Origin of the sequence: Streptomyces sp. NPDC059255 (assembly GCF_042752355.1) — a bacterium.
Classification (GTDB): domain Bacteria; phylum Actinomycetota; class Actinomycetes; order Streptomycetales; family Streptomycetaceae; genus Streptomyces.
In genome coordinates, this window is the sequence record NZ_JBHYZP010000003.1 from 170,301 (window position 1) to 194,851 (window position 24,551).

The 24,551-nt window shown below is 70.8% G+C and carries 27 protein-coding genes; 11 read left to right on the top strand and 16 right to left on the bottom strand.

The features are described from left to right. Positions 1 to 4 precede the first annotated feature (4 nt). The gene (locus ACFXKG_RS06355; protein ID WP_384833233.1) at positions 5 to 607 is read right to left on the bottom strand and encodes a MarR family winged helix-turn-helix transcriptional regulator; all 603 of its coding nucleotides are present in this window, start codon (positions 605 to 607) and stop codon (positions 5 to 7) included. A 266-nt stretch (positions 608 to 873) separates the two neighbouring features. Between ACFXKG_RS06355 and ACFXKG_RS06360 the strand changes: the two genes are divergently transcribed. Next, positions 874 to 1,083, top strand: coding sequence for a hypothetical protein (locus tag ACFXKG_RS06360; protein ID WP_384833237.1), 210 nt, complete (start codon positions 874 to 876; stop codon positions 1,081 to 1,083). A 271-nt stretch (positions 1,084 to 1,354) separates the two neighbouring features. Here the strand turns inward: ACFXKG_RS06360 and ACFXKG_RS06365 are convergent, their stop codons facing one another. From ACFXKG_RS06365 to ACFXKG_RS06390, 6 genes are all read right to left on the bottom strand, one after another. Beyond that, complete coding sequence (locus ACFXKG_RS06365) at positions 1,355 to 2,236, bottom strand: RNA polymerase sigma factor SigF (protein WP_365810715.1); 882 nt, start codon at positions 2,234 to 2,236, stop codon at positions 1,355 to 1,357. A 233-nt stretch (positions 2,237 to 2,469) separates the two neighbouring features. Continuing rightward, the gene (locus tag ACFXKG_RS06370; RefSeq protein WP_384833240.1) at positions 2,470 to 3,339 is read right to left on the bottom strand and encodes an RNA polymerase sigma factor SigF; all 870 of its coding nucleotides are present in this window, start codon (positions 3,337 to 3,339) and stop codon (positions 2,470 to 2,472) included. Positions 3,340 to 3,515: 176 nt separating this feature from the next. Then, complete coding sequence (locus ACFXKG_RS06375) at positions 3,516 to 3,809, bottom strand: Dabb family protein (protein WP_384833243.1); 294 nt, start codon at positions 3,807 to 3,809, stop codon at positions 3,516 to 3,518. Between the two features lie 72 nt (positions 3,810 to 3,881). Next, the gene (locus ACFXKG_RS06380; RefSeq protein ID WP_365810710.1) at positions 3,882 to 4,046 is read right to left on the bottom strand and encodes a hypothetical protein; all 165 of its coding nucleotides are present in this window, start codon (positions 4,044 to 4,046) and stop codon (positions 3,882 to 3,884) included. Between the two features lie 419 nt (positions 4,047 to 4,465). Then, the gene (locus ACFXKG_RS06385; RefSeq protein WP_384833247.1) at positions 4,466 to 5,110 is read right to left on the bottom strand and encodes a response regulator; all 645 of its coding nucleotides are present in this window, start codon (positions 5,108 to 5,110) and stop codon (positions 4,466 to 4,468) included. Positions 5,111 to 5,114: 4 nt separating this feature from the next. Beyond that, positions 5,115 to 6,362, bottom strand: a complete 1,248-nt coding sequence (locus ACFXKG_RS06390) for a sensor histidine kinase (RefSeq protein ID WP_384833250.1) — start codon at positions 6,360 to 6,362, stop codon at positions 5,115 to 5,117. A gap of 190 nt (positions 6,363 to 6,552) precedes the next feature. Here ACFXKG_RS06390 and ACFXKG_RS06395 point away from each other — a divergent pair, with 190 nt between their 5' ends. The 3 genes from ACFXKG_RS06395 (at position 6,553) to ACFXKG_RS06405 (ending at position 10,781) form a co-directional block, all read left to right on the top strand. After that, on the top strand, positions 6,553 to 7,365 hold the full coding sequence (locus tag ACFXKG_RS06395; RefSeq protein ID WP_384833711.1) for an ABC transporter ATP-binding protein: 813 nt from the start codon (positions 6,553 to 6,555) through the stop codon (positions 7,363 to 7,365). Continuing rightward, positions 7,362 to 9,998 carry an FtsX-like permease family protein gene (locus ACFXKG_RS06400; protein ID WP_384833253.1) on the top strand — a complete coding sequence of 879 codons (2,637 nt, stop codon included), beginning with the start codon at positions 7,362 to 7,364 and terminating at the stop codon, positions 9,996 to 9,998. The genes ACFXKG_RS06395 and ACFXKG_RS06400 overlap by 4 nt, the downstream gene beginning before the upstream one ends. Before the next feature lie 129 nt (positions 9,999 to 10,127). Next, positions 10,128 to 10,781 (top strand): TetR/AcrR family transcriptional regulator, encoded by a 654-nt coding sequence (locus tag ACFXKG_RS06405; protein ID WP_384833256.1) that lies wholly within the window; start codon positions 10,128 to 10,130, stop codon positions 10,779 to 10,781. Between the two features lie 100 nt (positions 10,782 to 10,881). On the opposite strand, the gene ACFXKG_RS06410 is transcribed toward ACFXKG_RS06405, so the two are convergent. Further along, positions 10,882 to 11,874, bottom strand: a complete 993-nt coding sequence (locus ACFXKG_RS06410; protein ID WP_384833259.1) for an AraC family transcriptional regulator — start codon at positions 11,872 to 11,874, stop codon at positions 10,882 to 10,884. A gap of 82 nt (positions 11,875 to 11,956) precedes the next feature. On the opposite strand from ACFXKG_RS06410, the gene ACFXKG_RS06415 reads away from it, so the two are divergent. From ACFXKG_RS06415 to ACFXKG_RS06425, 3 genes are all read left to right on the top strand, one after another. Next, positions 11,957 to 12,796, top strand: a complete 840-nt coding sequence (locus ACFXKG_RS06415; protein WP_384833262.1) for an NAD(P)H-binding protein — start codon at positions 11,957 to 11,959, stop codon at positions 12,794 to 12,796. A 49-nt stretch (positions 12,797 to 12,845) separates the two neighbouring features. Further along, the gene (locus ACFXKG_RS06420) at positions 12,846 to 13,313 is read left to right on the top strand and encodes an Lrp/AsnC family transcriptional regulator (protein WP_384833265.1); all 468 of its coding nucleotides are present in this window, start codon (positions 12,846 to 12,848) and stop codon (positions 13,311 to 13,313) included. A gap of 295 nt (positions 13,314 to 13,608) precedes the next feature. Beyond that, entirely contained in the window at positions 13,609 to 14,310 is a 702-nt protein-coding gene (locus tag ACFXKG_RS06425; protein ID WP_384833268.1) for an endonuclease, read from the top strand. 33 nt (positions 14,311 to 14,343) lie between these two features. Here the strand turns inward: ACFXKG_RS06425 and ACFXKG_RS06430 are convergent, their stop codons facing one another. Further along, complete coding sequence (locus ACFXKG_RS06430) at positions 14,344 to 15,171, bottom strand: hypothetical protein (protein ID WP_384833271.1); 828 nt, start codon at positions 15,169 to 15,171, stop codon at positions 14,344 to 14,346. 348 nt (positions 15,172 to 15,519) lie between these two features. Here ACFXKG_RS06430 and ACFXKG_RS06435 point away from each other — a divergent pair, with 348 nt between their 5' ends. Next, entirely contained in the window at positions 15,520 to 15,738 is a 219-nt protein-coding gene (locus ACFXKG_RS06435; RefSeq protein WP_384833714.1) for a hypothetical protein, read from the top strand. Here ACFXKG_RS06435 and ACFXKG_RS06440 read toward each other — a convergent pair. After that, entirely contained in the window at positions 15,662 to 16,762 is a 1,101-nt protein-coding gene (locus tag ACFXKG_RS06440) for a hypothetical protein (RefSeq protein WP_384833274.1), read from the bottom strand. The genes ACFXKG_RS06435 and ACFXKG_RS06440 overlap by 77 nt on opposite strands. 247 nt (positions 16,763 to 17,009) lie before the next feature. On the opposite strand from ACFXKG_RS06440, the gene ACFXKG_RS06445 reads away from it, so the two are divergent. Then, complete coding sequence (locus tag ACFXKG_RS06445; RefSeq protein ID WP_384833277.1) at positions 17,010 to 17,276, top strand: hypothetical protein; 267 nt, start codon at positions 17,010 to 17,012, stop codon at positions 17,274 to 17,276. A gap of 53 nt (positions 17,277 to 17,329) precedes the next feature. On the opposite strand, the gene ACFXKG_RS06450 is transcribed toward ACFXKG_RS06445, so the two are convergent. Both ACFXKG_RS06450 and ACFXKG_RS06455 read right to left on the bottom strand, forming a co-directional pair. Further along, complete coding sequence (locus tag ACFXKG_RS06450; RefSeq protein WP_384833280.1) at positions 17,330 to 17,794, bottom strand: PASTA domain-containing protein; 465 nt, start codon at positions 17,792 to 17,794, stop codon at positions 17,330 to 17,332. Between the two features lie 62 nt (positions 17,795 to 17,856). Beyond that, entirely contained in the window at positions 17,857 to 18,378 is a 522-nt protein-coding gene (locus tag ACFXKG_RS06455) for a SigE family RNA polymerase sigma factor (protein ID WP_384833283.1), read from the bottom strand. Positions 18,379 to 18,856: 478 nt separating this feature from the next. Between ACFXKG_RS06455 and ACFXKG_RS06460 the strand changes: the two genes are divergently transcribed. Beyond that, complete coding sequence (locus ACFXKG_RS06460; RefSeq protein WP_384833286.1) at positions 18,857 to 19,051, top strand: hypothetical protein; 195 nt, start codon at positions 18,857 to 18,859, stop codon at positions 19,049 to 19,051. On the opposite strand, the gene ACFXKG_RS06465 is transcribed toward ACFXKG_RS06460, so the two are convergent. The 4 genes from ACFXKG_RS06465 to ACFXKG_RS06480 form a co-directional block, all read right to left on the bottom strand. Then, positions 19,043 to 20,485, bottom strand: coding sequence for a carboxylesterase/lipase family protein (locus tag ACFXKG_RS06465; protein ID WP_384833289.1), 1,443 nt, complete (start codon positions 20,483 to 20,485; stop codon positions 19,043 to 19,045). The two genes, ACFXKG_RS06460 and ACFXKG_RS06465, sit on opposite strands and share 9 nt — an antisense overlap. A gap of 76 nt (positions 20,486 to 20,561) precedes the next feature. Next, positions 20,562 to 21,467 carry an MBL fold metallo-hydrolase gene (locus ACFXKG_RS06470; protein WP_384833292.1) on the bottom strand — a complete coding sequence of 302 codons (906 nt, stop codon included), beginning with the start codon at positions 21,465 to 21,467 and terminating at the stop codon, positions 20,562 to 20,564. Positions 21,468 to 21,588: 121 nt separating this feature from the next. Further along, positions 21,589 to 22,566: an SMP-30/gluconolactonase/LRE family protein gene (locus ACFXKG_RS06475; protein WP_384833295.1), complete on the bottom strand. Its 978-nt coding sequence runs from the start codon at positions 22,564 to 22,566 to the stop codon at positions 21,589 to 21,591. Between the two features lie 183 nt (positions 22,567 to 22,749). Next, positions 22,750 to 23,673 carry a helix-turn-helix domain-containing protein gene (locus ACFXKG_RS06480; protein ID WP_384833298.1) on the bottom strand — a complete coding sequence of 308 codons (924 nt, stop codon included), beginning with the start codon at positions 23,671 to 23,673 and terminating at the stop codon, positions 22,750 to 22,752. Between the two features lie 139 nt (positions 23,674 to 23,812). Here ACFXKG_RS06480 and ACFXKG_RS06485 point away from each other — a divergent pair, with 139 nt between their 5' ends. Beyond that, entirely contained in the window at positions 23,813 to 24,352 is a 540-nt protein-coding gene (locus tag ACFXKG_RS06485; RefSeq protein ID WP_384833301.1) for an SRPBCC family protein, read from the top strand. Positions 24,353 to 24,551: the final 199 nt, after the last annotated feature.

The window sequence follows — 24,551 nt, forward strand, 5'->3', positions numbered from 1 at the left end:
TGTCTTACGTCTCTTGCCGCGTGGGTGTACGGGCGTATGGATCTTCTGTGTCGTACGGCCGGCCGTTCTCGGACCGGCTTTCGGGCCGGTTCTCGGGCCGGTTCTCGGGCCGGTTCTCGGACCGGTTCTCGGACCGGTTCTCGGGCCGGCCTTCGTACCGGCTTTCGTGCCGGTCGCGGCAGTCGCCGAAGCTGCTGCGCAGCCGTGCGAGCAGCGCGTTGAGCTGTCCGACCTCGTCGTCGGTCCAGTCGTCGAGCGTCCTGGCGAACATCTCGGTCACCCGCCGGTCCAGCTCGCCCAGCACCTCCCGCCCCGCGGGTGTGAGCCGCAGGATGCGCGAGCGCTTGTCGGCCGGATCGGGCAACCGCTCGATCCAGCCACGTTCCGCGGCGTGCGCGACATGTCTGCTGGTCACCGACATGTCGACGGCGAGCAGCTCGGCGAGCCTGCTCATGCGCATCTCGCCGTGCCGTTCCAGCAGGGTCAGTACGGCCGCGGAGCCGCCCGGGCAGTCGGCGGGCAGGATCCGCGCGAGGCTGCGTTTGACGGCCCCGACAGCGCTGAGCTGCCGGGAAAGTTCCGCGTACTGACTCCGTGCGGCCGCCATGGCCCCTCCCGACATCTTGTTGCTTAGGGCAACCATAAGACCATAGGATCGGTTGGTTGCTGAAGGCAAACTAAATCGGGCTCATCGCAGTAAAGGAACCCAAAAGACTTCGCACGCGGAAGGTCATGGGGGAGGGCTGTGGGGAGGCCGCGCGGAGGCTCAAGAGATGTGCCGGGAAGATCACGGGGTACGGAGCGGTCCCGACCGGCCATCGGCCGTGGGCCCGGGGTTGGGTGAGGTCCCGGTGTTCGCTAGGGTCCTGCCGTATGGCACACAACTCCCAAGCCCCGCAGGGACCCGAGGGTACTCCTGACCCGGCGGGCAGCACCCAGATGTTCCGCGCGTTCGTCGACGACGGAGAACCGCAGCGCCGGCAGGCGCCTCCGCAGCAGAGCGGGCCGAAGGCCGGAGTGGTCATCGGCGTGATCGCGGCCGTCGCGGTCCTGGCCGTCGTGGCCTGGCTGGCCTTCGCCTGACACCGGCCCGGTGGCCGCCGGTCGTCGGCCTCGGAGGCCGGTGGCCCCGCAGGGCGGGCCGGTGGGCTCGTGGCGCCGGGGGCCGTGGCGCCGGGGGCCGTGGCGCCGGGGGCCGTGGCGCCGGGGGCCGGCGAATGCGGCGGATCCGGTGGGCTCGTTGATCCGGTGGGCTCGTCGAACAGGTACCCCGCCCGCGTCGTCGTCCGTCGGCATCCCCGGAAATCTTCGATTCTCCGAGGGCCGGCCGGGCGGTGGGCGGGGTCCGCGTGCCTCAGTCCGAGATCAGGCCTTCCCGCAGCTGCGCGAGCGTGCGGGTCAGCAGCCGCGAGACGTGCATCTGGGAGATGCCGACCTCCTCGCCGATCTGCGACTGGGTCATGTTCGCGAAGAACCGCAGCATGATGATCTGCCGCTCGCGGGGCGGGAGTTTGGCGAGCAGCGGCTTGAGCGACTCGCGGTACTCGACGCCCTCCAGCGCCATGTCCTCGTAACCGAGCCGGTCCGCGAGCGAGCCCTCCCCGCCGTCGTCCTCCGGCGAGGGCGAGTCCAGCGAGGACGCCGTGTACGCGTTGCCGACCGCGAGGCCGTCGACCACGTCCTCCTCGGACACGCCCAGTACGGCGGCGAGTTCGGGTACCGTCGGCGAGCGGTCCAGCTTCTGCGCCAGCTCGTCGCTGGCCTTGGTCAGCGCGAGCCGCAGCTCCTGGAGCCGGCGCGGCACCCGTACCGACCAGGACGTGTCCCGGAAGAAGCGTTTGATCTCACCGACGACGGTCGGCATCGCGAACGTCGGGAACTCCACGCCCCGTTCGCAGTCGAACCGGTCGATCGCCTTGATCAGCCCGATCGTGCCGACCTGGACGATGTCCTCCATCGGCTCGTTGCGGCTGCGGAACCGGGCCGCCGCGTACCGCACCAGCGGCAGGTTCAGCTCGATGAGGGTGTCGCGTACGTAGGCACGCTCCGGGCTCTCCTGGTCGAGCACGGCGAGCCGCAGGAACAGGGAGCGGGACAGAGTACGGGTGTCGATGGCTTCCGGCTGGGACGCCCGTGGCTGGACCGCCTGGTCCTGGTCCACGTGGTCGAGAGCATCGGGCACGGGAGCGCTCTTCGTGAGCGTGAGCACCTTCGAGCTGCCCTGTTCTACGGACATGCCACCCCCTTGAGGTCGCGGACGGTCGCGTCGGCCGCTCCCGTCGGAGGAACGCAGCCTCCACCTGAATACCGGTGCCGAGGCCGCGGCAAACGCGGTTCCAGCAGAATGTCACATGTCGGCAACACGCTGTAGTGACATGTCGACATCTCGCTGTGGGGTATGTGCAACAAGGGTGTGATATGTGGTGTTTCGACCGGGGGCAGGAAGGTGCGGGGTTCTACCCCTGGGGGTTAAGCCTCGATCCGATTTGCGGATCGCAAGCGGGCGAAGCTGCGCGCGAGCAGTCTTGACACATGCATCTGGGAGACGCCCAGCTCCTGGCTGATCTGTGACTGTGTCAGGTTGTTGTAGTACCGGAGCATCAGGATCCGCTGCTCCCGTTCCGGCAGTTGCACCAGCAGATGCCGGACCAGGTCGCGGTGCTCCACCCCGGCCAGTGCGGGGTCCTCGTAGCCGAGCCGGTCGAGCAGCCCGGGGAGCCCGTCGCCCTCCTGGGCGGCCTCCAGGGAGGTCGCGTGGTACGAGCGTCCGGCTTCGATGCAGGCGAGGACCTCCTCCTCGGAGATCTTCAGCCGCTCGGCGATCTCGGCGGTGGTGGGGGAGCGGCCGTGAGCCGTCGTCAGGTCCTCGGTGGCGCCGGTGACCTGGACCCACAGCTCGTGCAGCCGGCGCGGCACGTGCACCGTCCGGACATTGTCCCGAAAGTAGCGTTTGATCTCGCCGACGACGGTCGGCATCGCGAAGGTGGGGAACTGGACGCCGCGTTCCGGGTCGAACCGGTCGATGGCGTTGATCAGCCCGATCGTGCCGACCTGGACGACGTCCTCCATCGGCTCGTTACGGCTGCGGAAGCGGGCGGCGGCGTAGCGCACGAGCGGCAGGTTCGCCTCGATGAGGGCCGCGCGCACGCGGGTGTGCTCGCGGGTGCCCGGCTCCAGCCCCTTCAGCTCGCCGAAGAGGACCTGGGTGAGGGCCCGGGTGTCCGCGCCCCGGCTCTGTGGGGCGGGCTGCTGTTCGGGTTCGGTTCGCGGGGCGGCGGGCTCGGTCCGGCGTTCGGTTTCGGTCTGGGGTGGCACTTGGGGCGTAGTACTGGCCGGCACGATTGCGCCACCCCTTCGCGGTCGACTACGTCAACTCATCCGTCAAAAGCGGTCATAGCATCACAAGACATGTCCACTGTGTGCAAGTACCCGAAAAATCCGTGTTGACGGCGAAGTGGGGCAATAAACCCAAATGCCCCACACCGGGAAGGTGTGGGGCGTGGGGAGCGAACGGCTCAGAACTCGTAGTCGGCGATCACCCAGGTGGCGAATTCACGCCACTGTGCGACGGCGGCCTGGTGATCCGGGTGGTCGAGGTAGCGCTGGAGCGCATCACGGTCCGGGACCGCCGAGTTGATCGCGAAGTCGTAGGCGATCGGGCGGTCGGTGATGTTCCAGGCGCACTCCCAGAACTCCACCTCCGGGACCTGTCCGCCCAGCTTCATGAAGGCCGCGGCACCGGCGGCCACCCGCGGCTCGTCCCGCGAGACGCCCTCGTCGAGCTTGAAGAGAACCAGGTGGCGGATCAAGAGGCACTCCTGTCGTATGGCCGGGCCGGGCCGGTGTCCGGACCGGAGTCCGGCCCGGTCGGTCGGCGCGTCTCAGTTGACCAGCGCCGACATGAAGTCACCGACGCCCTGCGCGGCGCTCGAAATGCCTTCGAACCCTACCTGGACGAGGTCCGCGGCCCGGTCGGGGGAGGTGATGATCGTGTACAGGACGAAGACGGCGAGCCCGTACAGCACGATCTTCTTAGCTTGCCCCATCGGCCGCTTCCTCCCCGGTCTCCTCACGTGCGGTCGCGAGAGTCTAACCGTATGAACGCCGATGCCCTGAGGCCGGTTTTCCCTTGACGCCGCCTTTATGGACCAAGGACCCGGAAGTCCGGGCCCTTTGCCGGGTGGCGCGGGTCGGAGCGGGCCGCACGATGGAGAGGAGCCCTGCGGATCCGGCAAGAGTCCGCGGGCGACGAACCGGCCCCCCTCTGCGGGGTCCGGGCCGCGCACTCCCCCCTGACGCGGCGCGGACCCAAGGGGCCGGTTCCCCGGGGGGAGCGGCTCATCCCCCCGAGGCCGCTCCCCCTGCCGCCGCTCGCTCCGTGCCCTTCTCCGTGACGCCGCCGCGGGTCTCGTACCCCCGGGATGTCCCCGCCGTGACCCAGGTAGACGCCGCCGCAGGAGAGCGGCTATGCCTTCAGATAGGCGAGCACGGCCAGCACGCGCCGGTGGCCGGCGTCCGTCGTGGGCAGCCCCAGCTTGTTGAAGATATTGCCGATGTGCTTGTGCACCGCGCCCGCGGAGACGGTCAGCAGCCCGGCGATCGTCGCGTTCGAGTGGCCCTCCGCCATCAGCCCCAGCACCTCGCGCTCGCGCGGGGTCAGGCTGTGCAGCGGGTCGTCGGCCCGGCGCCGTACCAGCAGCTGGGCGACGACCTCCGGGTCCATCGCCGTGCCGCCGGCGGCCACCCGCTCCAGCGCCGCCAGGAAGTCGCCGACCTTCCCCACCCGCTCCTTGAGCAGATAGCCCACCCCGCCGCTGCCGTCGGCCAGCAGCTCGGTGGCGTAACTGTCCTCCACGTGCGCCGACAGGACCAGCACCGCGAGCCCCGGCTGCCGGCGCCGCGCCTCCACGGCGGCGCGCAGCCCCTCGTCGCGGTAGGTCGGCGGCATCCGTACGTCCACGAGCGCGAGGTCGGGACGGTCGGCGGCGACGGCGGCCAGCAGGTCGGTGCCGTTGTCGACGGCGGAGCTGACCTCGATGCCCTCGGCGCGCAGCAGATGGGTGAGGCCCGCCCGCAGCAGGGCGTCGTCCTCCGCGATCACGATCCGCACGGGGTCACACTCCTAGGGGGATGGTGGCGCGCAGCACGGTGGGGCCGCCGCTCGGACTGGTGAGCCGGGTCGTCCCGTCGAACGCGGCCACCCGGCGCTCGATCCCGACGAGCCCGGTGCCGAGCGCCTCGTCGGCGCCGCCCCGGCCGTCGTCCGCGACCTCGACGGTGAGCAGGTCGCCCTCGGCGCGCAGGGATACGGTGATCCGCCGCGCCCCGCTGTGCTTGACGGCGTTGGTGAGCGCCTCGGCCACCACGAAGTAGGCGGCCGCCTCGACCGCGGCGGGCGCGCGCGGCAGCTCCCCCGCGTCGAGGGTGCAGTCGATCGCGCAGTGCGAGACCAGCGCGGCCACCGCGCCGGAGAGCCCGCGGTCGGCCAGTACGGGCGGATAGATGGAGCGGACCACCTGGCGCAGTTCGGCGAGCGCCTCGGTGGCCGCGTTCTGGGCGGTGAGCACCATGGGCGCGGCCGATTCCGGGTCGCGGTGCAGGGCGCGCTCCACCATCCCGAGGTGCATGACGACGGCGACGAGACGGTTCTGCGTGCCGTCGTGGAGGTTGCGTTCGATGCGCCGCAGTTCGGTGCCGTGCGCTTCGAGCGCGGCGGCCCGGGTCGCGGTGACCTCGGCGAGCCGCTCGACGAGGGAGGCCGCCGGGGGCGCGAGCCGCGCCGCGCTGCTCCGCGCGTACCAGCGGGCCAGCGGGGGGACGAGGAGCACGCCGAGCGCCCCGTACCCGGCGGCGGTGGCCAGCGCGAGAACGGCGTCGCCCCACGACTCGACGGGCATGTCCAGCGTGGTCGTGGCGCCGGGGACGACAGGCCAGAGCACGGCGATCCCCACGTTCTGCAGCACGCCCGCGGGCGAGCCGACGGCCACCAGCCCGGTCAGCAGGCCGAACGTGGCCTGCAGGGTCAGCCAGCTCATGTCGCGCCGGGTGGAGCGGTCGGCCAGCGCGTCGACGAGGTCGTCGCCCTCCCCCGCCCTCCCCCGCTCGGGCGAGGGGATCGGCGTCCCGAGGAACGCGCCGGTGCGGCGGCGTTCGTACGCGGCGAGCCGGCGGATGAGCCGGATGGTGCGGGGCAGCAGCGGCAGCGTGACGATCAGCGAGGCCGTCAGCAGGAGCGCGGTGAGGGCGAACCAGGCGACGACGCCGGAACAGACGCCGACGGCGAGGAACTTCCCCTGGCGCAGCGTGTTCCGCGCCCGCGTCTGAAGCCAGGGCCGCTCTCGGCCCGGGGCGGGGTCGGTCACTTCTGGGATGCTCCCTGGCGCACGCATGGTGGAGTTGGCTCTACCTTCGATCATGGCATGTACGGGATGGTTCGTGTCAATGCCCGCGGCCTACCGTCGATGCGTCGACGCACGCGGCCCGACGGCCCGCTCCAAGTCGGCGTCTCCACTGTCGAGTTGAGCGGACGAAGGGTCAGGTCGGGGCATGGCGATGAAGGGGTGGCTCAAGGAGCCGGGAGGGGCGCGCACTCCGGGGCAGTCGTCCGATTTCGCCGTACGGCTGGAGGCCGCGACAGCGGTGTACGGGCCCGGCGGCGCGGACGGACCCGGCACGGCGGGCGGCGCAGGCGCGGTCATCGCCCTGCGCGAGGTGTCCGCCGGGATCCCGCGCGGCCGGTTCACCGCCGTCATGGGCCCCTCCGGCTCGGGCAAGAGCACCTTCCTGCACCTGGCGGCCGGGCTGGAGCGGCCCGCGTCGGGACGGGTGTTCCTCGGTGACACCGACCTGAGCACGCTGAAGGAGACGGCCCTGACGGAGCTGCGGCGCGACCGGATCGGCTTCGTGTTCCAGGCGTACAACCTGATACCGGCGCTCGGTGTCACCGACAACATCACCCTGCCGCTGCGCTTCGCGGGGCGCCATGCCGACCCCGACCGGCTGGCCCAGATCGTGACCGCGGTCGGCCTCGACGGGCTGCTGGACCGGCGGCCCAATGAACTCTCCGGCGGCCAGCAGCAGCGCGTGGCCGTCGCCCGCGCGCTGGTGACCCGCCCCGACGTCGTCTTCGCCGACGAGCCGACGGGCGCGCTCGACACCAACACCGGGGCGCAGGTGCTGCGGCTGCTGCGGGGGCTGGTCGACACGCTCGGCCAGACCGTGGTGATGGTCACCCACGACCCGGTCGCCGCGTCGTACGCGCACCGGGTGCTCTTCCTCGCGGACGGCCGGTTCGTCGGCGAACTCGACGCGCCCACCGCGGAGTCGGTGGCGGCGCGGATGACGCACCTGGGGGACCGGTCATGACCTCCGGCCTCGCCTTCGCCTGGCAGTCCATCCGGGCCCGCCGCGCCGGGTACGTCGCGTCGTTCCTCGCGGTGCTCGGCGGCGCCGTCCTCGTCACGGCCTGCGGCGTACTCCTCCAGTCGAGCCTCTTCGCCGGGATCGCGCCGCAGCGGTACGCGGCGGCCCCGGTCGTGGTCGGCGCCACGCAGTCGGTCACGGTGAAGGAGCCCGAGGGCCCTGACCTCGTGGAGACGCTGCCCGAGCGGGCGATGCTGCCGGCGGAGCTGGTGGAGAAGGTCGCCGGGGTGCCCGGCGTACGTGCGGCGGTCGGCGAGATCAGCTTCCCGGCCACGCTCCTGACGGACGACGGCCGCCCGGTCCCCGCCCCGTCCGGGCACGAGGTGCTCGGCCACGGCTGGGGCTCGGCGGAGCTGACCCCGTACACGCTGCGCGAGGGCGCGGCGCCGCGCGGCGACGGCGAGGTGGTGCTCGACGCGGCGACCGCCGGGCGCGCGGGCGCCGGGGCCGGGTCGACGGTGCGGATCGCGACGGCGGACGGCGTCGTACCATACCGGGTCGTCGGAGTGGCGGCGGCGCGGGGCGCCGACGGGCTGCCGCGCCAGTCGGCCCTGTTCTTCACCGACGACCGGGCGCGCGCCCTGTCCGGGAATCCCGGGAAGGTCACGGCGGTCGGTGTCCTCCCGGACCCGGGCGTACGGACAGCCGCGCCGACCGGCCTGGGTGGGCTCTTCGCGTCCTCGGAGGGCACGCTCACGCAGCGCGTCGAGGACGCCCTGAAGGAACAGGGATACGGTGCCGACCGCGCGGTGGTCCGCTCGGGCGTGGAGCGCGGCGAGGTCGAGTTCCTCGGAGCGGCGCAGTCCCGCTTCGTACTGAACCTGGTGTCGGGCTCGTTCAGCGGTTTCGTCCTGATGATCGTCATCATCGTCGTGGCGGGCACGCTCTCGCTGGTGGTGCACCAGCGCCGGCGCGAGATCGCGCTGCTGCGCGCGGTGGCGGCCACCCCCCGGCAGATCCACCGGATGCTCGCCACCGAGGTGCTGCTGGTGGCCGGCGCGGCGGCGCTGCTCGGCGTGGCGCCCGGCTATCTCGCGGCGCAGGCGCTGCGCGACGGGTTCGCCCGGATCGGCGTGATCGAGGAGGGTTTCACGCTCTCGCTCGGCCCGGTTCCCGCGGTGGCCGCCGTGCTGCTCTGCCTGGGCGCGGCGCGGCTGGCGGTGTGGGCCGCGGTCCGCCGTCAGGTACGGATCGGGCCGGTGGCGGCGCTGCGGGAGTCCGCGGTGGAGCGCCCGGACATCGGGCGCGGCCGGATCGCCGGCGGGTACGCCGTACTGGGCCTGGCGGCCGTCGCGCTCGTCGCGGTGGCCTTCGTACCGCAGAACCTGGCCACACTGCCCGCGTCGCTCTCCTCGATGCTGGCCCTGATCGCCATCGCGATGCTCGGCCCGCGCCTGATGGCCGCGCTCGCCCGGATCGCCGGCGCGGGGCTGCTGCGGCGCTTCGGGGTGGCGGGCTACCTGGCGGCGGCCAACAGCGCGGCGGGCTCCCGGCGGCTGGCGGCGGCCGTGACCCCGCTCGCGCTGACGATCGGCTTCGCGAGCAGCCAGTTCTACAGCCAGACCACGCTGGCCGACGCGACGCAGTACCAGGCGCGGGCGGCGACCGTCGCGCCGTACGTGGTGACGGGACCGGGTGGCGTCGCTCCGGACGTCGCGGCGGCGGCCCGGCGCGTACCGGGGGTGACGGCGGCGACCCCGCTGGTCGCCACCGAGGTGGTGGCCGTCGAACGGACCTCGCTCGACGAGCCGATGTCGCGCTCGCGGGCGTACGGCGTCGACGCCGACGGCCTGCGGGGCACGCTCGATCTGCCGGTGGCCGAGGGCACCCTGGACGATCTGCGCGGCGACACCGTCGCCCTGAGCGAGACGGAGGCGGGCTACCTGCGCAAGGGCATCGGTGACCGGGTGAACCTCGTCCTCGGCGACGGCACGCGCGCGAAGCCCCGGGTGGTCGCCGTGTTCCGCCCCAACCTGGGCTTCGGCGATGTCCTGCTCCCGGCGGCCACCGTCATCCCGCACACCACGGACCGGCTCGCGGACACCGTCCTCGTCGCCACGGCTCCCGACGCGAACGGGGCGGCGCTGACCACGGCCCTGGGCGCCCTGTCGGCGGACCACCCGGGCCTGGCGGTCGGGGACCGTACGGCCTTTCAGGCGGCCCAGGACGCCCAGACCCGCTCCCAGGACTGGCTGAACCGGCTGCTGCTGGCGGTGATCCTCGGGTACGTGGCCCTCTCGTCGGCGACGACGCTGGTCACCGCCACGACGGCCAGGACCCGCGAACTCGCCCTGCTCCGGCTCTCGGGCGGCACCCGCGCCCAGATCGCCCGGATGCTGACGGCGGAGACCTCGTTCCTGGCGGCGACGGCGGTGCTCCTGGGCACGGTGACGGCGGCGGTCCCCCTGGCCGTCCTCTCCTTCCGCCTTACCAGCGGCCTCCTGCCCGCGGGCCCGCCGTGGGTCTTCGCGGCGATCGTGGCGACGGTGGTCCTGACCGCCCTCCTGGCCATCCGGGTCCCGGCCGGCCGCGTCCTGTGGGGGCAGCCGCTGGAGGCGATGCGCGCCCAGTCCTGACGGACGGTGTGCGGTACGGGCCCCGGGGAACACGTACGGGGCCCGTACGTGTTCCCCGGGACGCGTTTGCCGGGACGTGCTCCCCGGGACGAGGTACCGGTTCCCGAAATCCGACGACGGTGGAAGAAGATGACGCGAAGACCAGGTCTCCGTGAGCGGAAGAAGCAGGAGACGCGTACGGCACTCAGCCGCGCAGCCTGGGAGCTGCTGGCGGACGAGGGGTTGGCCGCCGTGACGCCGGAGAACGTGGCGGCCCGGGTCGGCGTGTCCGGCAACACGTTCCGCAACTACTTCGGCTCCCGCGAGGAGGCGATCGTCGAGGCGGTCATCCCCCGGGCCGGGTCGATCGCGGACGCGCTGCGCGCCCGCCCGGCCGGTGAGCCGGTGTGGGACAGCCTCGCCGAGGTGCTGCCGGGCGAGGTGACGGCCATGGTCGGCAGCCACGCGGACGTCGTCGTGCTGATGCGGGTGGCCCAGGAGAACCCGGCCATCCTCGCCCAGCACCTGACCGCCGTCGAAGCCGCCAAGAGACTCCTCGCGGAGACGATCGCCGAACGCTCCGGCGGCGACGGCCTGTCGTCCCGGCTGCTGGTCGAGGCGGCCGGCGCGGCGATACGCGCCTCCGTCGAGACCTGGGCGGCCGGCGACGGGTCGGCCGGCCTCGCCGGCCTCGTCCGGGAGAGCGTCGCCCAACTCCGCGCGGGCCTCCCGGCGGGCACCCGAACTTTGGCGGCCCTTCCGCCCGCGTCCGGCCCCGGACATGGCTCGGGGGCGGGGGCTTAGCTTCCGAGCCGGGGTCCTGGCTTCCGCGCCGGGTCCTGGCTCCCGTCCTGCGGTCCTGCCTCCCGTCCTGCGGTCCTGGCTCCCGCCCCGTGGAGCTGGCTTACGCCCCGGGGAGTAGGCGCCCGTCCGGAACGGCCGTCGCGGTGCGCCGGAACTCGCTCGGGCTCACGCCGCGGATCCGTTTGAACGCCGCGCTGAAGGCGAACGCGTCGGAGTAGCCCACGGCGTGGGCGATCTCCGCGACGGTCGTCGCGTCCCGCTCGGCCAGCAGGTCCGCCGCGAGCGTCATGCGCCGGTGGGTGAGGTAGGTCAGCGGTGGTTCGCCGACCAGGTCGGCGAACCGCTTCGCCAGGGTGGCCCGCGACACCCCGGTCCGCCCGGCCAGCGAGGAGACCGTCCACGGCGCTGCCGGCTCGGCGTGCAGCAGCCGCAGCGCGTCGCCGACCACCGGGTCCCGCTGGGCGGCGTACCAGGCGGGCGGTTCGCCGCCGGGACGGTCGAAGTACTCCCGCAGCGCGCACACCAGCAGCCAGTCCAGCAGCCGGTCGAGGACCACCTGCTGACCCGGGATGTCGGCGGCGGCCTCGGCCGCCAGATGGTCCAGTACGGGGTCGGCCCCGCCACCGGAGGGGACGCGCAGCACGACGGGCAGCGCGTCCAGCAGCCTGCGGCTGATCTCGCCGCGCACCGGGTAGGCGCCGACGACCAGCGTCGTCGTACCGGCACCGGCACCAACGTCGGCACCCGTACCCGTACCCGTACCGGCGTGATCGCTCCAGCCGAGCCGGTGCCGGGTACCGCCCTGCTCGGGCGTCGCACAGTCCTCGCCGCACACGATCGGTTCGGCCCGCGTACCGACCTCGTCGACGAAGGTGAACGGAGCGGGGCCCCGCACGATGACCGTCTCGCCGGCGCCGAGCCGCTCGGGCGGACGGTGCTCCGGCACGAGCCAGCCCGCCCCGCCGAGGACCGCGCACAACGTCAGCGGCGCGCCGTCCACGAAGCGCAGGGCCCAGGGCGGGGACAGGGCCGAGAGGCCGAACAACGAGCCCTGGGCCCGCACCCCGCGGAAGAGATCACCGAACGCGTCCACCCCACGCAGGCTAGACGATGACACAGGCAATCCGGCTTCTCACCCATGGATTCGTCCGAGCGGGCGCCGTTGAATCGGTGCCATGAGCAACAACGACACCACCCTTGTCCTCGGCGCCACCGGCAAGACCGGCCGGCGGGTCGCCGCCCGGCTCCGACTGCGCGGCACGCGGGTGCGCGCCGCGTCCCGGTCCAGCCGGACCCGCTTCGACTGGTCCGAGCCCGCGGGCTGGGATCCGGTCCTCCAGGGCGTCACCACCGTCTACGTGGTGCCGCCGCCCGTGCCCGGACCGGTGCACGAACTCGTGGCGCGCGCCGAGGCCGCCGGCGCCCGGCGCCTGGTGCTGCTCTCCGGGCACGGCGCCGACACCTGGGGCGACTCCCCGTTCGGGCTGGACATGCGCTCGGCCGAGGAGGCCGTGCGCGGCTCGGACCTGGAGTGGACCGTCCTGCGGGCGTCGAACTTCATGCAGAACTTCGACGAGGACCTCTTCCACGCCCCGCTGACCGCCGGCGAACTGACGCTCCCGGCCGGTGCGGTCCCCGAGCCGTTCGTCGACCTGGAGGATGTCGCCGACGCCGCGGCCGCGGTACTGGCCGAGCCCGGCCGGCACGCCGGGCGGACCTACGAGCTGACCGGGCCGCGCGCGCTGACCTTCGCCGAGGCCGTCGAGCTGATCTCCCGGGCGTCCGGGCTGCCCATGACCTACCGGCAGGTCTCCCCGGCCGGGTACACCGCGGCGCTGGTCGAGGAGGGCTGGGGCGAGGACGACGCCCGCCATCTCACCGCGATGTTCGAGCTGATGGAGCGCGGGCTGCTCACCGGCGCGGCGGACGGCGTCGCCACCCTGCTGGGCCGCGCGCCCCGGACCTTCGAGGAGTACGCCGCGCGGGCCACGGCGGCGGGCGCCTGGCGGCGTTGACCCCTCACGGCACAACTGCCGGCTGACCGTCGGTCGCTATCCTGTCGACGTGGCCACCGATTCCGAGCGACCCGCGCTCGACGCACTCGACCGGGCCATCCTCGCGGAGCTGAGCCAGGACGGCCGGATCACCAACATCGAACTCGCCCGCCGCATCGGCCTGACGCCCGCCCCCTGCCTGCGCCGTGTCAAGCGTCTGGAGGAGGAGGGGGTGATCACCGGCTACCGGGCGGTGCTCGATCCCGTGGCGACCGGCCGTTCCTGCGAGATCGTCGTGGCCGTCGACATCACCGTCAACGACCGTCAGACGACCGAGGAGTTCGAGGAGGCGGTGACACGCTTCGACGAGGTGACCGAGGTGAGACGCCTGCTCGGCCGGCCCGACTACTTCGTCCGCGTCAACGTCGCCGACCTCGCGGCGTACGAGGAGTTCCTCATGAACCGCCTGGCCCGGCTGCCCGCCGTGCACCGGGTGGAGTCCCACCAGACGATGAAGATCGTCAAAGGCGGCCCCTGAGAACAAGGACGGCCGCCGAGAACAAGGACGGCCCCCGAGAAGGGGCGAACACAAAGTTCAATAAGAGCACTGCCTCCGCAAGAGTGACCCGGGTCACCGCCTTCGGCAATGTCTCTGCGCGTACCGGACCGGCCGTTCACCTACGGCATGGCCGGCCGCCCGGAACGCCGCTACCGCTGGCGTTCGAGGTAGTCCCCGGCCTCCGACCTGCGACAGAGCACCCCTTCTGAAATAATTTATCCGCACATTCATACGGAATCCGGGAAGCGCCGCACCACCGCTCAGGGAGGACACCATGAGCGCCACGGCCACGCGCCGCGAGACCGCCCGCGCACTGCTCGACACCCATGGACAGACCTACGCGGCCCAGGCGGGCATCCGGCTCAGGGACACCCCCCAGCCGCTCTACCAACTACTCGTCCTCGCCTGCCTGCTCAGCGCCCGTATCCGGGCCTCGGTCGCCGTCAGCGCGGCCCACGAGCTCTTCGAGGCGGACCTGCGCACCCCTCGCCGGATGGAGGATGCCACCTGGCAGCAGCGGGTGGACGCACTGGGCGCGGGCCACTACCGGCGTTACGACGAGAGCACGTCCACCACCCTCGGCAAGGGCGCCGTATACCTCCGCGAGCATTACGGCGGCGACCTCCGCCGCCTGCGCGAGAAGGCCGGCGGCGACCCCGGCCGCATGCGCGAACTCCTCCAGGAACTGCCCGGCATCGGCCCCGCCGGCGCGGACATCTTCCTCCGCGAGGTGCAGGGCGTCTGGCCCGAACTCGAACCGTACGTCGACGCCAAGGCCGCGCAGGGCGCCCAGCGCCTCGGGCTCCCCACGAACCCCGGCGAACTGGCGAAGCTGGTGCCGGCACAGCAGCTGGCCACCTTCGCCGCGGCCCTCGTACGGGCGGCGCTCGACAAGTCCGTGGCGGAGGACGTGAAGGAAAGAACAACCCCGGCGCCGAGGCCGACCGCCACCACGAAAAGCTCCTCGCCCGGGTGACGTCCCACCCTCGATCGATTCGAGGAGGTGACGTCACCCGGAACTTTTCGCCAGAACCTCGTCGCGCGGGGCACTGTTCCTCCGGTCCCGCACACGGGCGTAGCCCACGAGACCGACGAGGATCGCGAGGAGCACGGCAGACGAGCCCGCCGTGCCGAGGTCGAGGCCGCCCTTGGCGATGGGCTTGGTGAGGAAGTCACCGGCGGTGGCCCCAAGGGGGCGGGTGAGCACGAAGGCGATCCAGAACAGCAGAACGTTCGGCACGACACGTACGCGCATCAGGGCGACGAGTACCGCGAGCAGCCCGGTGATGAGGAGAGCGCCACCCGCGTAGCCGAGTCCGGAACTGTCGGACAGGAAATCACCCATGGACGTGCCGAGCGTGTTCGAGACAAGGATCGCCGACCAGAAGAGGGCCTCGGCCCGGAAGGTGACGATGTCACGGATGACGAACGTCATCCCCGTGGATTTCCACAGGACGAAGATGGCGATCAGGATCGAGATCAGAATCGCGGCACCGACGGGATACCCCAGTCCCAGTCCTTGCGGCCCCCAGCCCAGCGACGTGGCCCCGAGAGAGAGGTACTTGCCGCTGGCGTCACGGTTCATGAAGTCGGACATAGTCGTGCCGGCCATGCTGGTGGACAGAATGACGGTCCAGTAGAAGAAGGGGTTGTACTGCTTGGACCTGAGCTGTACGACCAGTGTCACCACGAATACCAGGAACAACGCCATCGTGGTGAGGAAGTAGCCCAGTTTGAGGGTCTGGGCGAAGAGGTCGCCGGCCGTCTCGCCCAAGGTTGTCGCGGCGATCTTCATGATCCAGAAGGCCAGAGTGACCTCCGGCAGCTTCCTCGGCACGTACCTCACGGGGCCGGTTACCCCCGAATCGGTCAAGAGCTCTGGCTGTGTCATTTTCTGTCACTTTCGACGGCCATTCGGCTCCCGGCCCTCCTGGGGCAAGGGCGTACGAATGGCGGTTCCAGCCCTGCGGATCCGCCGAAGGCGATGGCGGAGGCGATGACGGAGGCCGTAGCAACCGAAGGAAAGGCATCGTCGTCGCCCCGGTGATCGAGGCTGTCGGGCAGGTCATGTGGTCCGACCCTGCCCGCCGGGACCTGAACACATCCTGAATGCCTCCCGGCCGCACCGGGCACAGAGAACCAGCTCCGGCACGGCGACCGGCTGCTGTCCTATACGGACGGCGTCATCGAGGAGCACGTTGCCGGACAGGAGCCGTTCGGCGAGGAACAGCTCATCCGCTGCGCCAATCGCATGACAGGCCGGGCGAGCGGGGTACGCGCCGGGGTGCGCTGGCTCTCCCAGTCGCTGATGGCGGAGCGGGGCTGGTTCACCAGCGACGATGCGACTCTCTTCTTGATCGAATGGCGCGGGGGCGCCGCCGGTGACCTGGCCGTTCTGCAGTAGGCCGACCCCGGAACTGCATCACCGCGGAACCACTTACCGATGTCCGCAGAAGTGGTGACAGAAGGGAAAGCGACCCACAGCACTCCATCGTGTTCATGGCGGTGGTCTGCTTCCAGGTCCTGCCGTCGTCGTAGGAGACGGCGAAGGCCAGCTTGCGCAGCGTGCCGGCCTTGGTGGCCGCGCCCTGGAGGGCGAAGGGCACGCTGAGGGTCGTACCGGCCTTGGCGGTGCTGGCCGTCGACAGGCTGGACGTGTAGCGGACGACGGTCAGCGGGAGCTGCTTGGGGGTGTCACCTGGGACGTGGGCCGAGGTGAAGGTCCAGGTGGCGGTTGTACGCGTACTGACCGCGGACTGGGCCGGATCGCGGGAGACGTCCACGTTGAGCTTGTACGTGCGCTTGCCCGCGGGGAGCGTGTACGAGTCGCCGTTCAGCGTGTCGTTCAAGGCGCAGATCTCCTTGCCGTCGGCGTGGAGCGAGCTCCTGGCCTTGGTATGGGCGGAGGTGCCCAGGTTGCCGGCGCCGTCGGAGAACAGTGGCATGTACGCCGCGAAGGTGTCGCCGACGCGGACCGCTCCGGGCCGGTCCACGACGTTCGGGAGGTCGCCCGGCGGGAGGGACGGGCCGAAGACGCCGACGTTGAAGCGCTGGGTGTGGTCCTTGCCTGCCGCGTACGCCCTGGGGATGCTGCTCTGGGTGCTCTCCCAGGCCGGGTCGCCCTCGGCGTCGGGGGCGCCCCGCTGGGAGGCCTGGCAGAACCACTTGATTTTGTTGGGCAGCACGTAGTCGGTGCCGGTCAGCGGCAGGCGGCCCTTGGTCTCGAAGGGGTTGTAGAAGCCCCCGGGCATCAGCGGCGAGGCACTGATGTCCGTGGTCTTGCCCTTGGCGGGCGTCCCGACGACGATCTTGACCTTGGTGAGCTGGTCGGGCTTGACGTTCTTGGTGAAGCCTGACAGGTCACCCGTGCGGTCCCAGGCCAGCCGGTAGTTGACGGACTTGTGGGTCCAGATGCCGTAGTACCTCACGAACGCCTCGGTGGCCGGTGGGAGGCAGGTCCTGGGGCGTGTCCGGAAAGTCGTGTCTGGTGTGCGGCGCCCAACTGGCAGACGGCACGACTCTCCGGACCACCTCCTTGCGGCGTCAGCTGCCGGCGGGCCTCGGGGCCACCACGGATGAGGACTTGCCCGATTTCAGCGTGCCGTTGATGGTGGTCACCACCTGGGCGAGGGCTGCACCCGCAAGCAGTCTGCTGCCCGGCACGATGACGTCACCGTGATCGGCTGCCCGGCGCTGGAGAAGCTCGGCGGCGACACAGCCGCCGGCAGCGGCCTCAGCTTCCCCCGCAAAGCGAAAGCGTCCTTCACGTACGCCGACAGCAGCAGTTCCCGTTCCGAGGTGATCGAGGAACTCTGCAGCGACAGCGCCGCGAAGCTGTCCAAGGGCATCGGGGAGATCTTCGACGCGATGCACTCCTGCCCCACGTACCAGGTGGCGTCGGGCGGCACCGGTGCGGGGGCCCGGTCCGGTGCGATGCTGTGACGGGCGCCCCCTGATTGACGCGGGGGCGGGCGTCCTATCGGCTCAGGGCCTGGTCAGCCGGCGCAGACGGTGAAGTCGACCGTGTCGCCCGTCTTGACGGTCTTCGGGGCGTGTGGGGACACGCCGAGCACCGAGCCCGGCTTGCAGCCCTTGACGGCCTTCTTGTTGACGGTGCCGAGCTTCGTCTGCGTCTTCTCCACGTACGCCTTGGCCCCGTCCAGGCTCCAGCCCGCGAAGTCGATCGGGACGCTCTGGCCGTCAGGGAAGAGGTACAGCATGGTGGTGGCGTCGCTGTCGGTGGCCGTGTCGGTGGCCGGGTTGGTAGCCGTGCTGGTAGCCGCCGGGGTCGAGCTGCTGCCGCCGCCGGCGACCGAGGTGGCCAGAGCCGTGCCCCCGGCCGCCGCGACGAGGGCGGCGGTGACGGCGGCGATGCCCATGGTGCGCCTGCGCCGGGTGCGGCGCAGGATCTGGGGCGCGTCGAAGTCGGGGGCTTCGGTGGAGTTCGCGAATCGGTTCATGGCGTTCATCAGTTCCTCTTCGAAAGGTGTGCAGCCGGAAGGTCGTGTGTCGCCGGTTGAGGTCATCGGATTCCTTCCGTGTGCTGCCGTGGTGAAGGGGTGGAGGGGACGGGGATCTGGCCTCTGAGCTTCTCGATCCCGCGAGCGAGCTGGGAGCGCACCGTACCGGGCGATATGTCCATGTCGGCTGCGATCTCGGCGTCGGAGAGGTCGTGGAAGTACCGCAGCACCACAACCGTGCGCATCCGCATGGGCAGTTGTTGCAGGGCGCGCACCAACTGGTCCCGGTTGTCCACCTGCCCGAACTCGTCTCCCGAGGCGGCTTTGTCACCGCTTTTCGGATCGGAGGTCATGACCAGACGGCGGAACCTGCGCCAGCGATCGTTGGCCAGGTTCACCATGATCCACCGCACGTAGAGGTCCGGAGAGTCCTTCCCTGCGATGGTGTGCCATTTGCGGCAGGCCCGCTCCAGGGTCTCCTGGACCAGGTCCTCCGCCGCCTCACGGTTACCCGTCAGGACAAAGGCGCCCCGGAACAGCGGGGTCGACCTCGCGGCGACGAAAGCCTCAAAGTTCGTCTCCATACGCCCCTCCCTCCTTGTCATCCCTCCTCGACGTGAACACCGCCTCATTTGCTGCACGGCCACGCTGTGACTCGGGTCACATGTTTCGATGTAGTCCGGTGCCAACCGGAAGGGCGGCGTCGATGAGACCAGCGGACAGCTGCGGACCATCGCCGGCCCACTGGCGAAGATCTCCCACGACCTGCGGTGGATGGCCTCGGGCCGTGGACCGGGCTCGCCAAGATCAGCCGCAAGCGCAATCGACGGCGAACATGCCAGGCGTGAAGGCGACGCGGCCGTAGCGCTGAGTGGGTGGTCCGTGAGGCGATGGAGGATGCGCGGGTAGTCCAGGTGCTCGGGCAGTCCCTGATCTCTGGCCGGGTCGGTCGCCTGGGGATCACGCCAGGTGAGCGTGGTCGTGTCGGTGAGCCGTCGGGCCATGACCTGGGTCATGGCCCAGTAGACGCGCGAGGCGGAGGAGGCCCGCTGGGACAGGGGGATGACCATCCTCAAAGACCGGATCCGCGACCCGAGGCCGCTCGCCCCGGTGCAGCCGGCGGATCTCTGCCCAGTCCTCCACGACAACTTCAACACCCAGTTGCAGGCATGGCTGAAGGTCGCCAACCGGCGAATTTTCCCGCAGCGGTTCAGGGATCTGCACCTCGACCCCGTCGATGCTCGCGTGTCAGTCTGAGTCGAGGCGCTCGACGTGTCCTCCCGCTGGGTGGCGGCTGGGCCAGCCGGGGCTGCCGGTCTCAGCGAAGCTGACCCATGACCTGTGGATCCTGCTGGCGAGTTCGGCGGGCGGCTCGGTGCTGCCGAGGAGCCTTCGTGGGCCGTGCAGCGAGCGCAGGGACAGGCGGTCGAAGACGAACGGCAGCTCCATCACGTGGCTGGCGCCGAGTTGTCCGTCGATCGAGTTGGAGCGCCAGCCGAACTCGTAGCAGTACGTCCGCCCGGACGCGGCACTCGCGTGCGCGGCGGCCATCCGCCGGGTGCCCGCCCCGAAGAGTCCGTCGCCGAGGATGAGCGTGCGCAGCTCGGCGGTAGTGGCGGTCGGGTGCTGTGTCTGATAATCACGCACGGCGTCGGCGGGACGGAAGTGGAACCGTGCCGCGGTGTCCAGGAGATCGGCTTCGATGCTGCCTGCCAGGACGCCGAGCGGGGCGAGGTAGAGGCTTCCCTCGTCGAGGTTGGAGCCGATCAGCAGGTCGATGCCGGATCCACGGGTGGCCAGCGTCGTGGCGGGCTGTTGCTCGCTGACGAGGCTGAAGGAGGTGATGCCTGCGAGGGGGTGGTGGTGGGTGGGAGTGCGCAGGTCAAGTCCGGCCAGGTGGGGCAGGATGTCGACGAGGTCCGCGTCCGGGACGTCCGCCAGGGTTTCGGCTGTGGGCTCGATCTCCAACTCGCGTCCGACCGCGGCGGTGACGATGCCCGCTTGTTCCGGTGTGAACGCGGCGGTGCCGCTGCCGCTTTGGATGATCGCCCGTCGGACGAGGCCGGAGGAGGCGGGTTCGGCGAGGATGCCGCCGACGATGATGGCGCCGGCGGACTGGCCGAAGAGGGTGAGGTTGCCGGGGTCGCCGCCGAAGTGGGCGATGTTGTCGTGGATCCAGCGCAGGGCGGCGAGGACGTCGAGCATGCCGCGGTTGTCAGGTGCGTCCGAGAGGTGGAGGAAGCCGGGGATGCCGAGACGGTAGTTGACGGTGATCAGGACCACGCCGTCGCGGGCGAAGGCCGTTCCGTCATAGAGCGGTGCGCGGTTGGAGCCGGCCACGAAGCCTCCGCCGTGCACGAAGACCATGACCGGCCGGGTCGGTCCCTCCGGCTGCGGGGCCCAGATGTTCACGGTGAGGTAGTCCTCGCCGCGCTGCCAGCCCGGACCGAAGTAGGGCGACATGTCAAGGACGCCGAAGGAGTTCCGGGCGGGTTGGGGTGCGGTCGGCCCTGGCCGTGTCGTGTCACGGATCTCGGTCCAACCGGAGTGCGGGCTCGGCGCGGTGAAACGCGTGCGTCCGACGGGTGGCGCGGCGTAGGGCACGTTGAGGAAGACCACGCCGTGTTTGTCCCGGCGGCCGCGGATCGGGCCGTGGGTGGTGGTGACGGTGGTGCAGTGGGTGGACGTCATCTGGTGTCCCTTCGCTGGCTGCTACGGCGGCGCCGCCGCCTCGGGTGGCCGGGGCGGCGGCGCTGAATCCGATGGGTCAGTACCGGCTGATCGGTGCCCAGTTCTTGATCGCGAAACCGTTGCCCTTGTGCTCGACTTCGAGAGCGCTGTGGCCGCTGAAGTGGGCAGGCAGGACAAGTGCGTTGGCGTCGGCGGCCCAGCCGAGCAGCTCGCGCCGGGTTGTCCGGGCCTGCGCCGGGTCGTGGCAGAAGCAGCTGTTGTGATCCGGGTGGGTGACCTGCAGGGGAGTGTGTATCAGGTCGCCGGCGAACAGGGCCCTGTCGCTGCCCGAGGCCAGTTCGACGACACTTGAGCCGGGAGTGTGGCCGGGGGCTGCCACCAGGCGCAGGTGGGCGTCGATGGTGTGGCTTCCCTCCCACAGCTGGACCTGGCCTGCGGCGTGGACGGGGGCGACGCTGTCCTCGAAGACGTTCTCGTTGACCCCGCCGGTGATGTTCGGGTTGTTCGCCGGGTTCCAGAACTCGAAGTCGGCCTTGGGCATCAGGTAGGTGGCGTTCGGAAACGTGGATACCCAGGTGCCGTCGATCAAGCGGGTGTTCCACCCGACGTGGTCGACGTGGAGGTGGGTGTTGACCACCAGGTCGACGTCCTCGGGACGTACCCCCGCGCGGGCGAGATCGCCGAGGTAGTCGAGATTCAGGTGGTCCCACCCGTCGACGGCCGGACGAGGCTTGTCGTTGCCGACACCGGTGTCGACCAGGATCGTCCGGCCACCACTGCGCAGCAGCCAGGTCTGCATGGCGACGTGGACCATGGCGTCGTCGGCCCCCAGGTGGTCGGGCACTAGGGTATCCCGGTGGTCCTTCCACGCCTGCTCGGGCATGTCAGGGAAGAACTGGTCCGTGGGCATGACCGGCCCGTGCATCTCCTCGATCCGGGTGATGGTGACATCGCCCAGGGTGATCTCGTTCGTGTACTGCATGGTGTGTCTCCGTACTGTGAGGGTTCTGAGGGGGATCGGGGTGGCATGACAGGACCGTCGACAAGGACACGTCGTCCGGGACGAGCCGGTGCGCTCCCCGTCGGGTCGGTGCCCGCGGCGCTCAGCGCTTCAGGCGGACGCGGAGCAGGTTGGGATCCTTGGCGGTGAGGTAGGCGGCACTCGTCACGTGGACGGTGTCTCCACGCACAGCAATGGATGTGGGGTTCTGCAGGCCGTCGGCCGAGGTCAGCACGATGGAGTGCCTGCCGTCGGGCTGGACGAGCGCGACCTGGCTCGTGCCGTTGAGGGTGGCCAGCAGCTGGTCGCCGCGGCCGGTGAAGGCGAAGTCGTCGATGCCCTGCAGGCCGCTGGCCTCGGTCCGGACCCGGCCGGCGTAACCGTCCGGGCGGATGGGGATACGCAGGATCGTGCCCTTGTCGAGGTTGGTGGCCCAGACCGCACCCTTGTGGATCTTCAGGCCGTTGGCGCCGAGGAAGCCGGTGGAGGCCAGCTCGGGGGCGCTGGACCAGGCGGTGGGGGTGCCGCCCGTGGTGCGCACCCTCCAGATGGTGCCGAGTACGGAGTCGGTGATGTAGAGCATGCGGGTACGTGCGTCCAGGGCCAGGCCGTTGGGCAGGCCGTTTGCGGGGAGCGCGGCGATCCGCTGCGGCTTGCCGCCGGGGCGCAGGCGCCACACGCCGGTCAGGTCGGGGGTACCTGTCGCGTACAGGAAGTACAGGGTGCCGTCGTGGGCGCGTACGATGCCCACCGTCAGCGGGAAGCCCAGCACCGGGGTGTGGATGCCGCCGTCGGCGGGCTTGGGCAGGGTCGCCAGGATCCGGGTGGTGCCGTCGCGGGAGACCTTGGCGACCTGGCGGCCCGCCGCGAAGGTGACATACGCGTCGCCACCCGGTGCCAGGGCTATGTTCTCCGGTGTCTGTCCCTTGGCCAGGTCGAAGTGCACGGACACCCGTGGGCCGTTCAGTGGCGCGGCAACGGTCGAGGCCGAGGCCGGGGCCGGGCCGAGCGCTGCGGCGATGGCCGCGACCAGGACGGCTGACGCCGCCGAGAGAGTGAGGAGCTTCTTCTTGCCGGACATGGTTCCTTCACTGGTTTCGGGCATGCGGCAGCGGCACGCCGACGCAATGTGTGGCCGGGTGAGAGAGAGGGGGGCCGGGCTGGCAATCATGTGGCTGCTCGGCAGCGGCTTGTGGGCCGTGCCGGGCGTCCGGATGCGCCCCGATATGCGCGGGTGCGCGGTGTCGGGCGGGTTGTGCGGGTGTCAGTCGGCGAGCAGTCGAGATCCCGGCAGCGCCGGGTCCGCCCGGCGGGGTTCCTGCGTCACAGGCCGGGTGGTGGACGGTAGGGTGGCCTGGGTGAGCAGGGTCAGTGCGGCACGTGAGGGTGAGTCCGCCTCCGTGGTGGCGACGACGACAACGGGGCCGGGCCCGTGGCTCAGGGTCTGCTGGACGACAGTGAGAGTTCCGACCAGTGGGTGCCGCATCTCATAAGCCGCGACAGTGCATGGCTTGATCCGGTGGTCGGCCCACATCGACGCGAACTCAGTGCTTTTCGAACCCAGTTCACCCACCAGCGCGTGCAGCGCACCATCCTGCGGGTGCTGGCCCGCCACGAGCCGCAGATTCCCCACTACCGCCCTGGCCTTACTGGGCCAGTCCGCGTACAGCTCGCGGGTGTGGTGGTCGAGGAACACCAGTCGGGCCATGTTGGGACGCTCACCCACGCTCTCCGGGGTGTCGGGGTCCAGGTGCCCGGCGAACAGTGCGTGGCCCAGGCGGTTCCACGCCAGCACGTCACTGCGCCGGCCGAGCACGACGGCGGGAACGTCCCCCAGGACGTCCAGCAACTGACGTGCCGCCTCGGTCACGCGCTCCGGCACGGGCCGCCGGTTCCGAGGGCGATGACGGTCCGCCTCGGCCAGGCCGTGTAGGTGCCGCAGCTCGGACTCGTCCAGCTGCAGGGCCCGGGCGATCGCGTCCAGTACCTCGGGCGAGGCGCTCCGGGACTGACCCTGCTCCAGCCGCGTGTAGTAGGAGACACTCACACCCGCCAGCTGCGCCAGCTCCTCACGCCGCAGACCCGGCACGCGCCGGCGCTCGCCGTAGGTGGGCACTCCGACGTCCGCGGGACGCAGCTGGGAACGCCGCGTCCTCAGGAAGTCTCCGAGCTGTGCTTGTCCGTTCATGGCTCCGAGTATCGACCCGTTCAAAACGCCTTGCCTGCCCCAGCTGTGGATAGGAACCGGCGGGTGTGGCTACCCGGCGACACCACCGGTGAAGTGGGTACTGCCGATCCGACATCCCACGTACACCCAGGAGCACGCTTTGAGCGCCACGATCAGCGAACACGACCCCATCGAGACTCTGGACGCAGCCGACTACGCCTTCACCAGAAGGGCATGGGTCGACGCCGCACCCGCCCGCGTCTACGAGTTGGTCAGCGACGTGTCGGCGATCAGCCGATGGAGCCTCAACGCGAACGACGTCGCCTACGACCACGGCGCCGGGCCCCGCGTCGGCGCCTGGTTCAGCGGCCGCAACCGCAAGGACGGAAGGGAGTGGACCACCCGCTCCCAAGTCGTGCGAGCCGACCCCGCAACCGCATTCGGCTTCGTTGTGGGCGGGCACGAGAACGGCATCGTGCAATGGGACTGGACCTTCCATCCCCAGGGTCGCGGCACCATCGTCCAGCAGTCCTGGCAGCTCCTGCGCCTCGACCCGGTCCTGGGCACGACCCGCGCGGACTTGGACGCCCTACGCCGCTACATGGAAGGCAGCGTCGAAACCACCTTGGCGTCCTTGGCCCAATGGATCGCCGAGGATCGCCGGCAACGTGAGACCACCTACGGCCATTCTTCTTCCTGACTTGACTCTGAAGCTTCTATAGATCGTCAAGCTGTAGGAGACGACCCGAGTGCGCCGCTGGATGCGGGGATCTTGGAATTTCCCGGTGCGGCTGCGTGATCAACGGGCACGCTCGGGTAGTTCCGCCGACCGACGAAGCTGTCGAGGTGCCCGTTGTCCCTTCGCCCCCGTTCCGGTGAGCAGGTCCCGCCTCCGACTG

Bases quoted from the DNA above. Each gene is read 5' to 3' on its own strand.
- ACFXKG_RS06395 (WP_384833711.1), top strand. From the start codon at position 6,553: ATGAAGGGGTGGCTCAAGGAGCCGGGAGGGGCGCGCACTCCGGGGCAG.
- ACFXKG_RS06460 (WP_384833286.1), top strand. From the start codon at position 18,857: ATGACCATCCTCAAAGACCGGATCCGCGACCCGAGGCCGCTCGCCCCG.
- ACFXKG_RS06365 (WP_365810715.1), bottom strand. From the start codon at position 2,236: ATGTCCGTAGAACAGGGCAGCTCGAAGGTGCTCACGCTCACGAAGAGC.
- ACFXKG_RS06360 (WP_384833237.1), top strand. From the start codon at position 874: ATGGCACACAACTCCCAAGCCCCGCAGGGACCCGAGGGTACTCCTGAC.
- ACFXKG_RS06405 (WP_384833256.1), top strand. From the start codon at position 10,128: ATGACGCGAAGACCAGGTCTCCGTGAGCGGAAGAAGCAGGAGACGCGT.
- ACFXKG_RS06465 (WP_384833289.1), bottom strand. From the start codon at position 20,485: ATGACGTCCACCCACTGCACCACCGTCACCACCACCCACGGCCCGATC.
- ACFXKG_RS06425 (WP_384833268.1), top strand. From the start codon at position 13,609: ATGAGCGCCACGGCCACGCGCCGCGAGACCGCCCGCGCACTGCTCGAC.
- ACFXKG_RS06450 (WP_384833280.1), bottom strand. From the start codon at position 17,794: ATGAACCGATTCGCGAACTCCACCGAAGCCCCCGACTTCGACGCGCCC.
- ACFXKG_RS06415 (WP_384833262.1), top strand. From the start codon at position 11,957: ATGAGCAACAACGACACCACCCTTGTCCTCGGCGCCACCGGCAAGACC.
- ACFXKG_RS06400 (WP_384833253.1), top strand. From the start codon at position 7,362: ATGACCTCCGGCCTCGCCTTCGCCTGGCAGTCCATCCGGGCCCGCCGC.
- ACFXKG_RS06475 (WP_384833295.1), bottom strand. From the start codon at position 22,566: ATGTCCGGCAAGAAGAAGCTCCTCACTCTCTCGGCGGCGTCAGCCGTC.
- ACFXKG_RS06355 (WP_384833233.1), bottom strand. From the start codon at position 607: ATGGCGGCCGCACGGAGTCAGTACGCGGAACTTTCCCGGCAGCTCAGC.
- ACFXKG_RS06380 (WP_365810710.1), bottom strand. From the start codon at position 4,046: ATGGGGCAAGCTAAGAAGATCGTGCTGTACGGGCTCGCCGTCTTCGTC.
- ACFXKG_RS06480 (WP_384833298.1), bottom strand. From the start codon at position 23,673: ATGAACGGACAAGCACAGCTCGGAGACTTCCTGAGGACGCGGCGTTCC.
- ACFXKG_RS06470 (WP_384833292.1), bottom strand. From the start codon at position 21,467: ATGCAGTACACGAACGAGATCACCCTGGGCGATGTCACCATCACCCGG.
- ACFXKG_RS06455 (WP_384833283.1), bottom strand. From the start codon at position 18,378: ATGGAGACGAACTTTGAGGCTTTCGTCGCCGCGAGGTCGACCCCGCTG.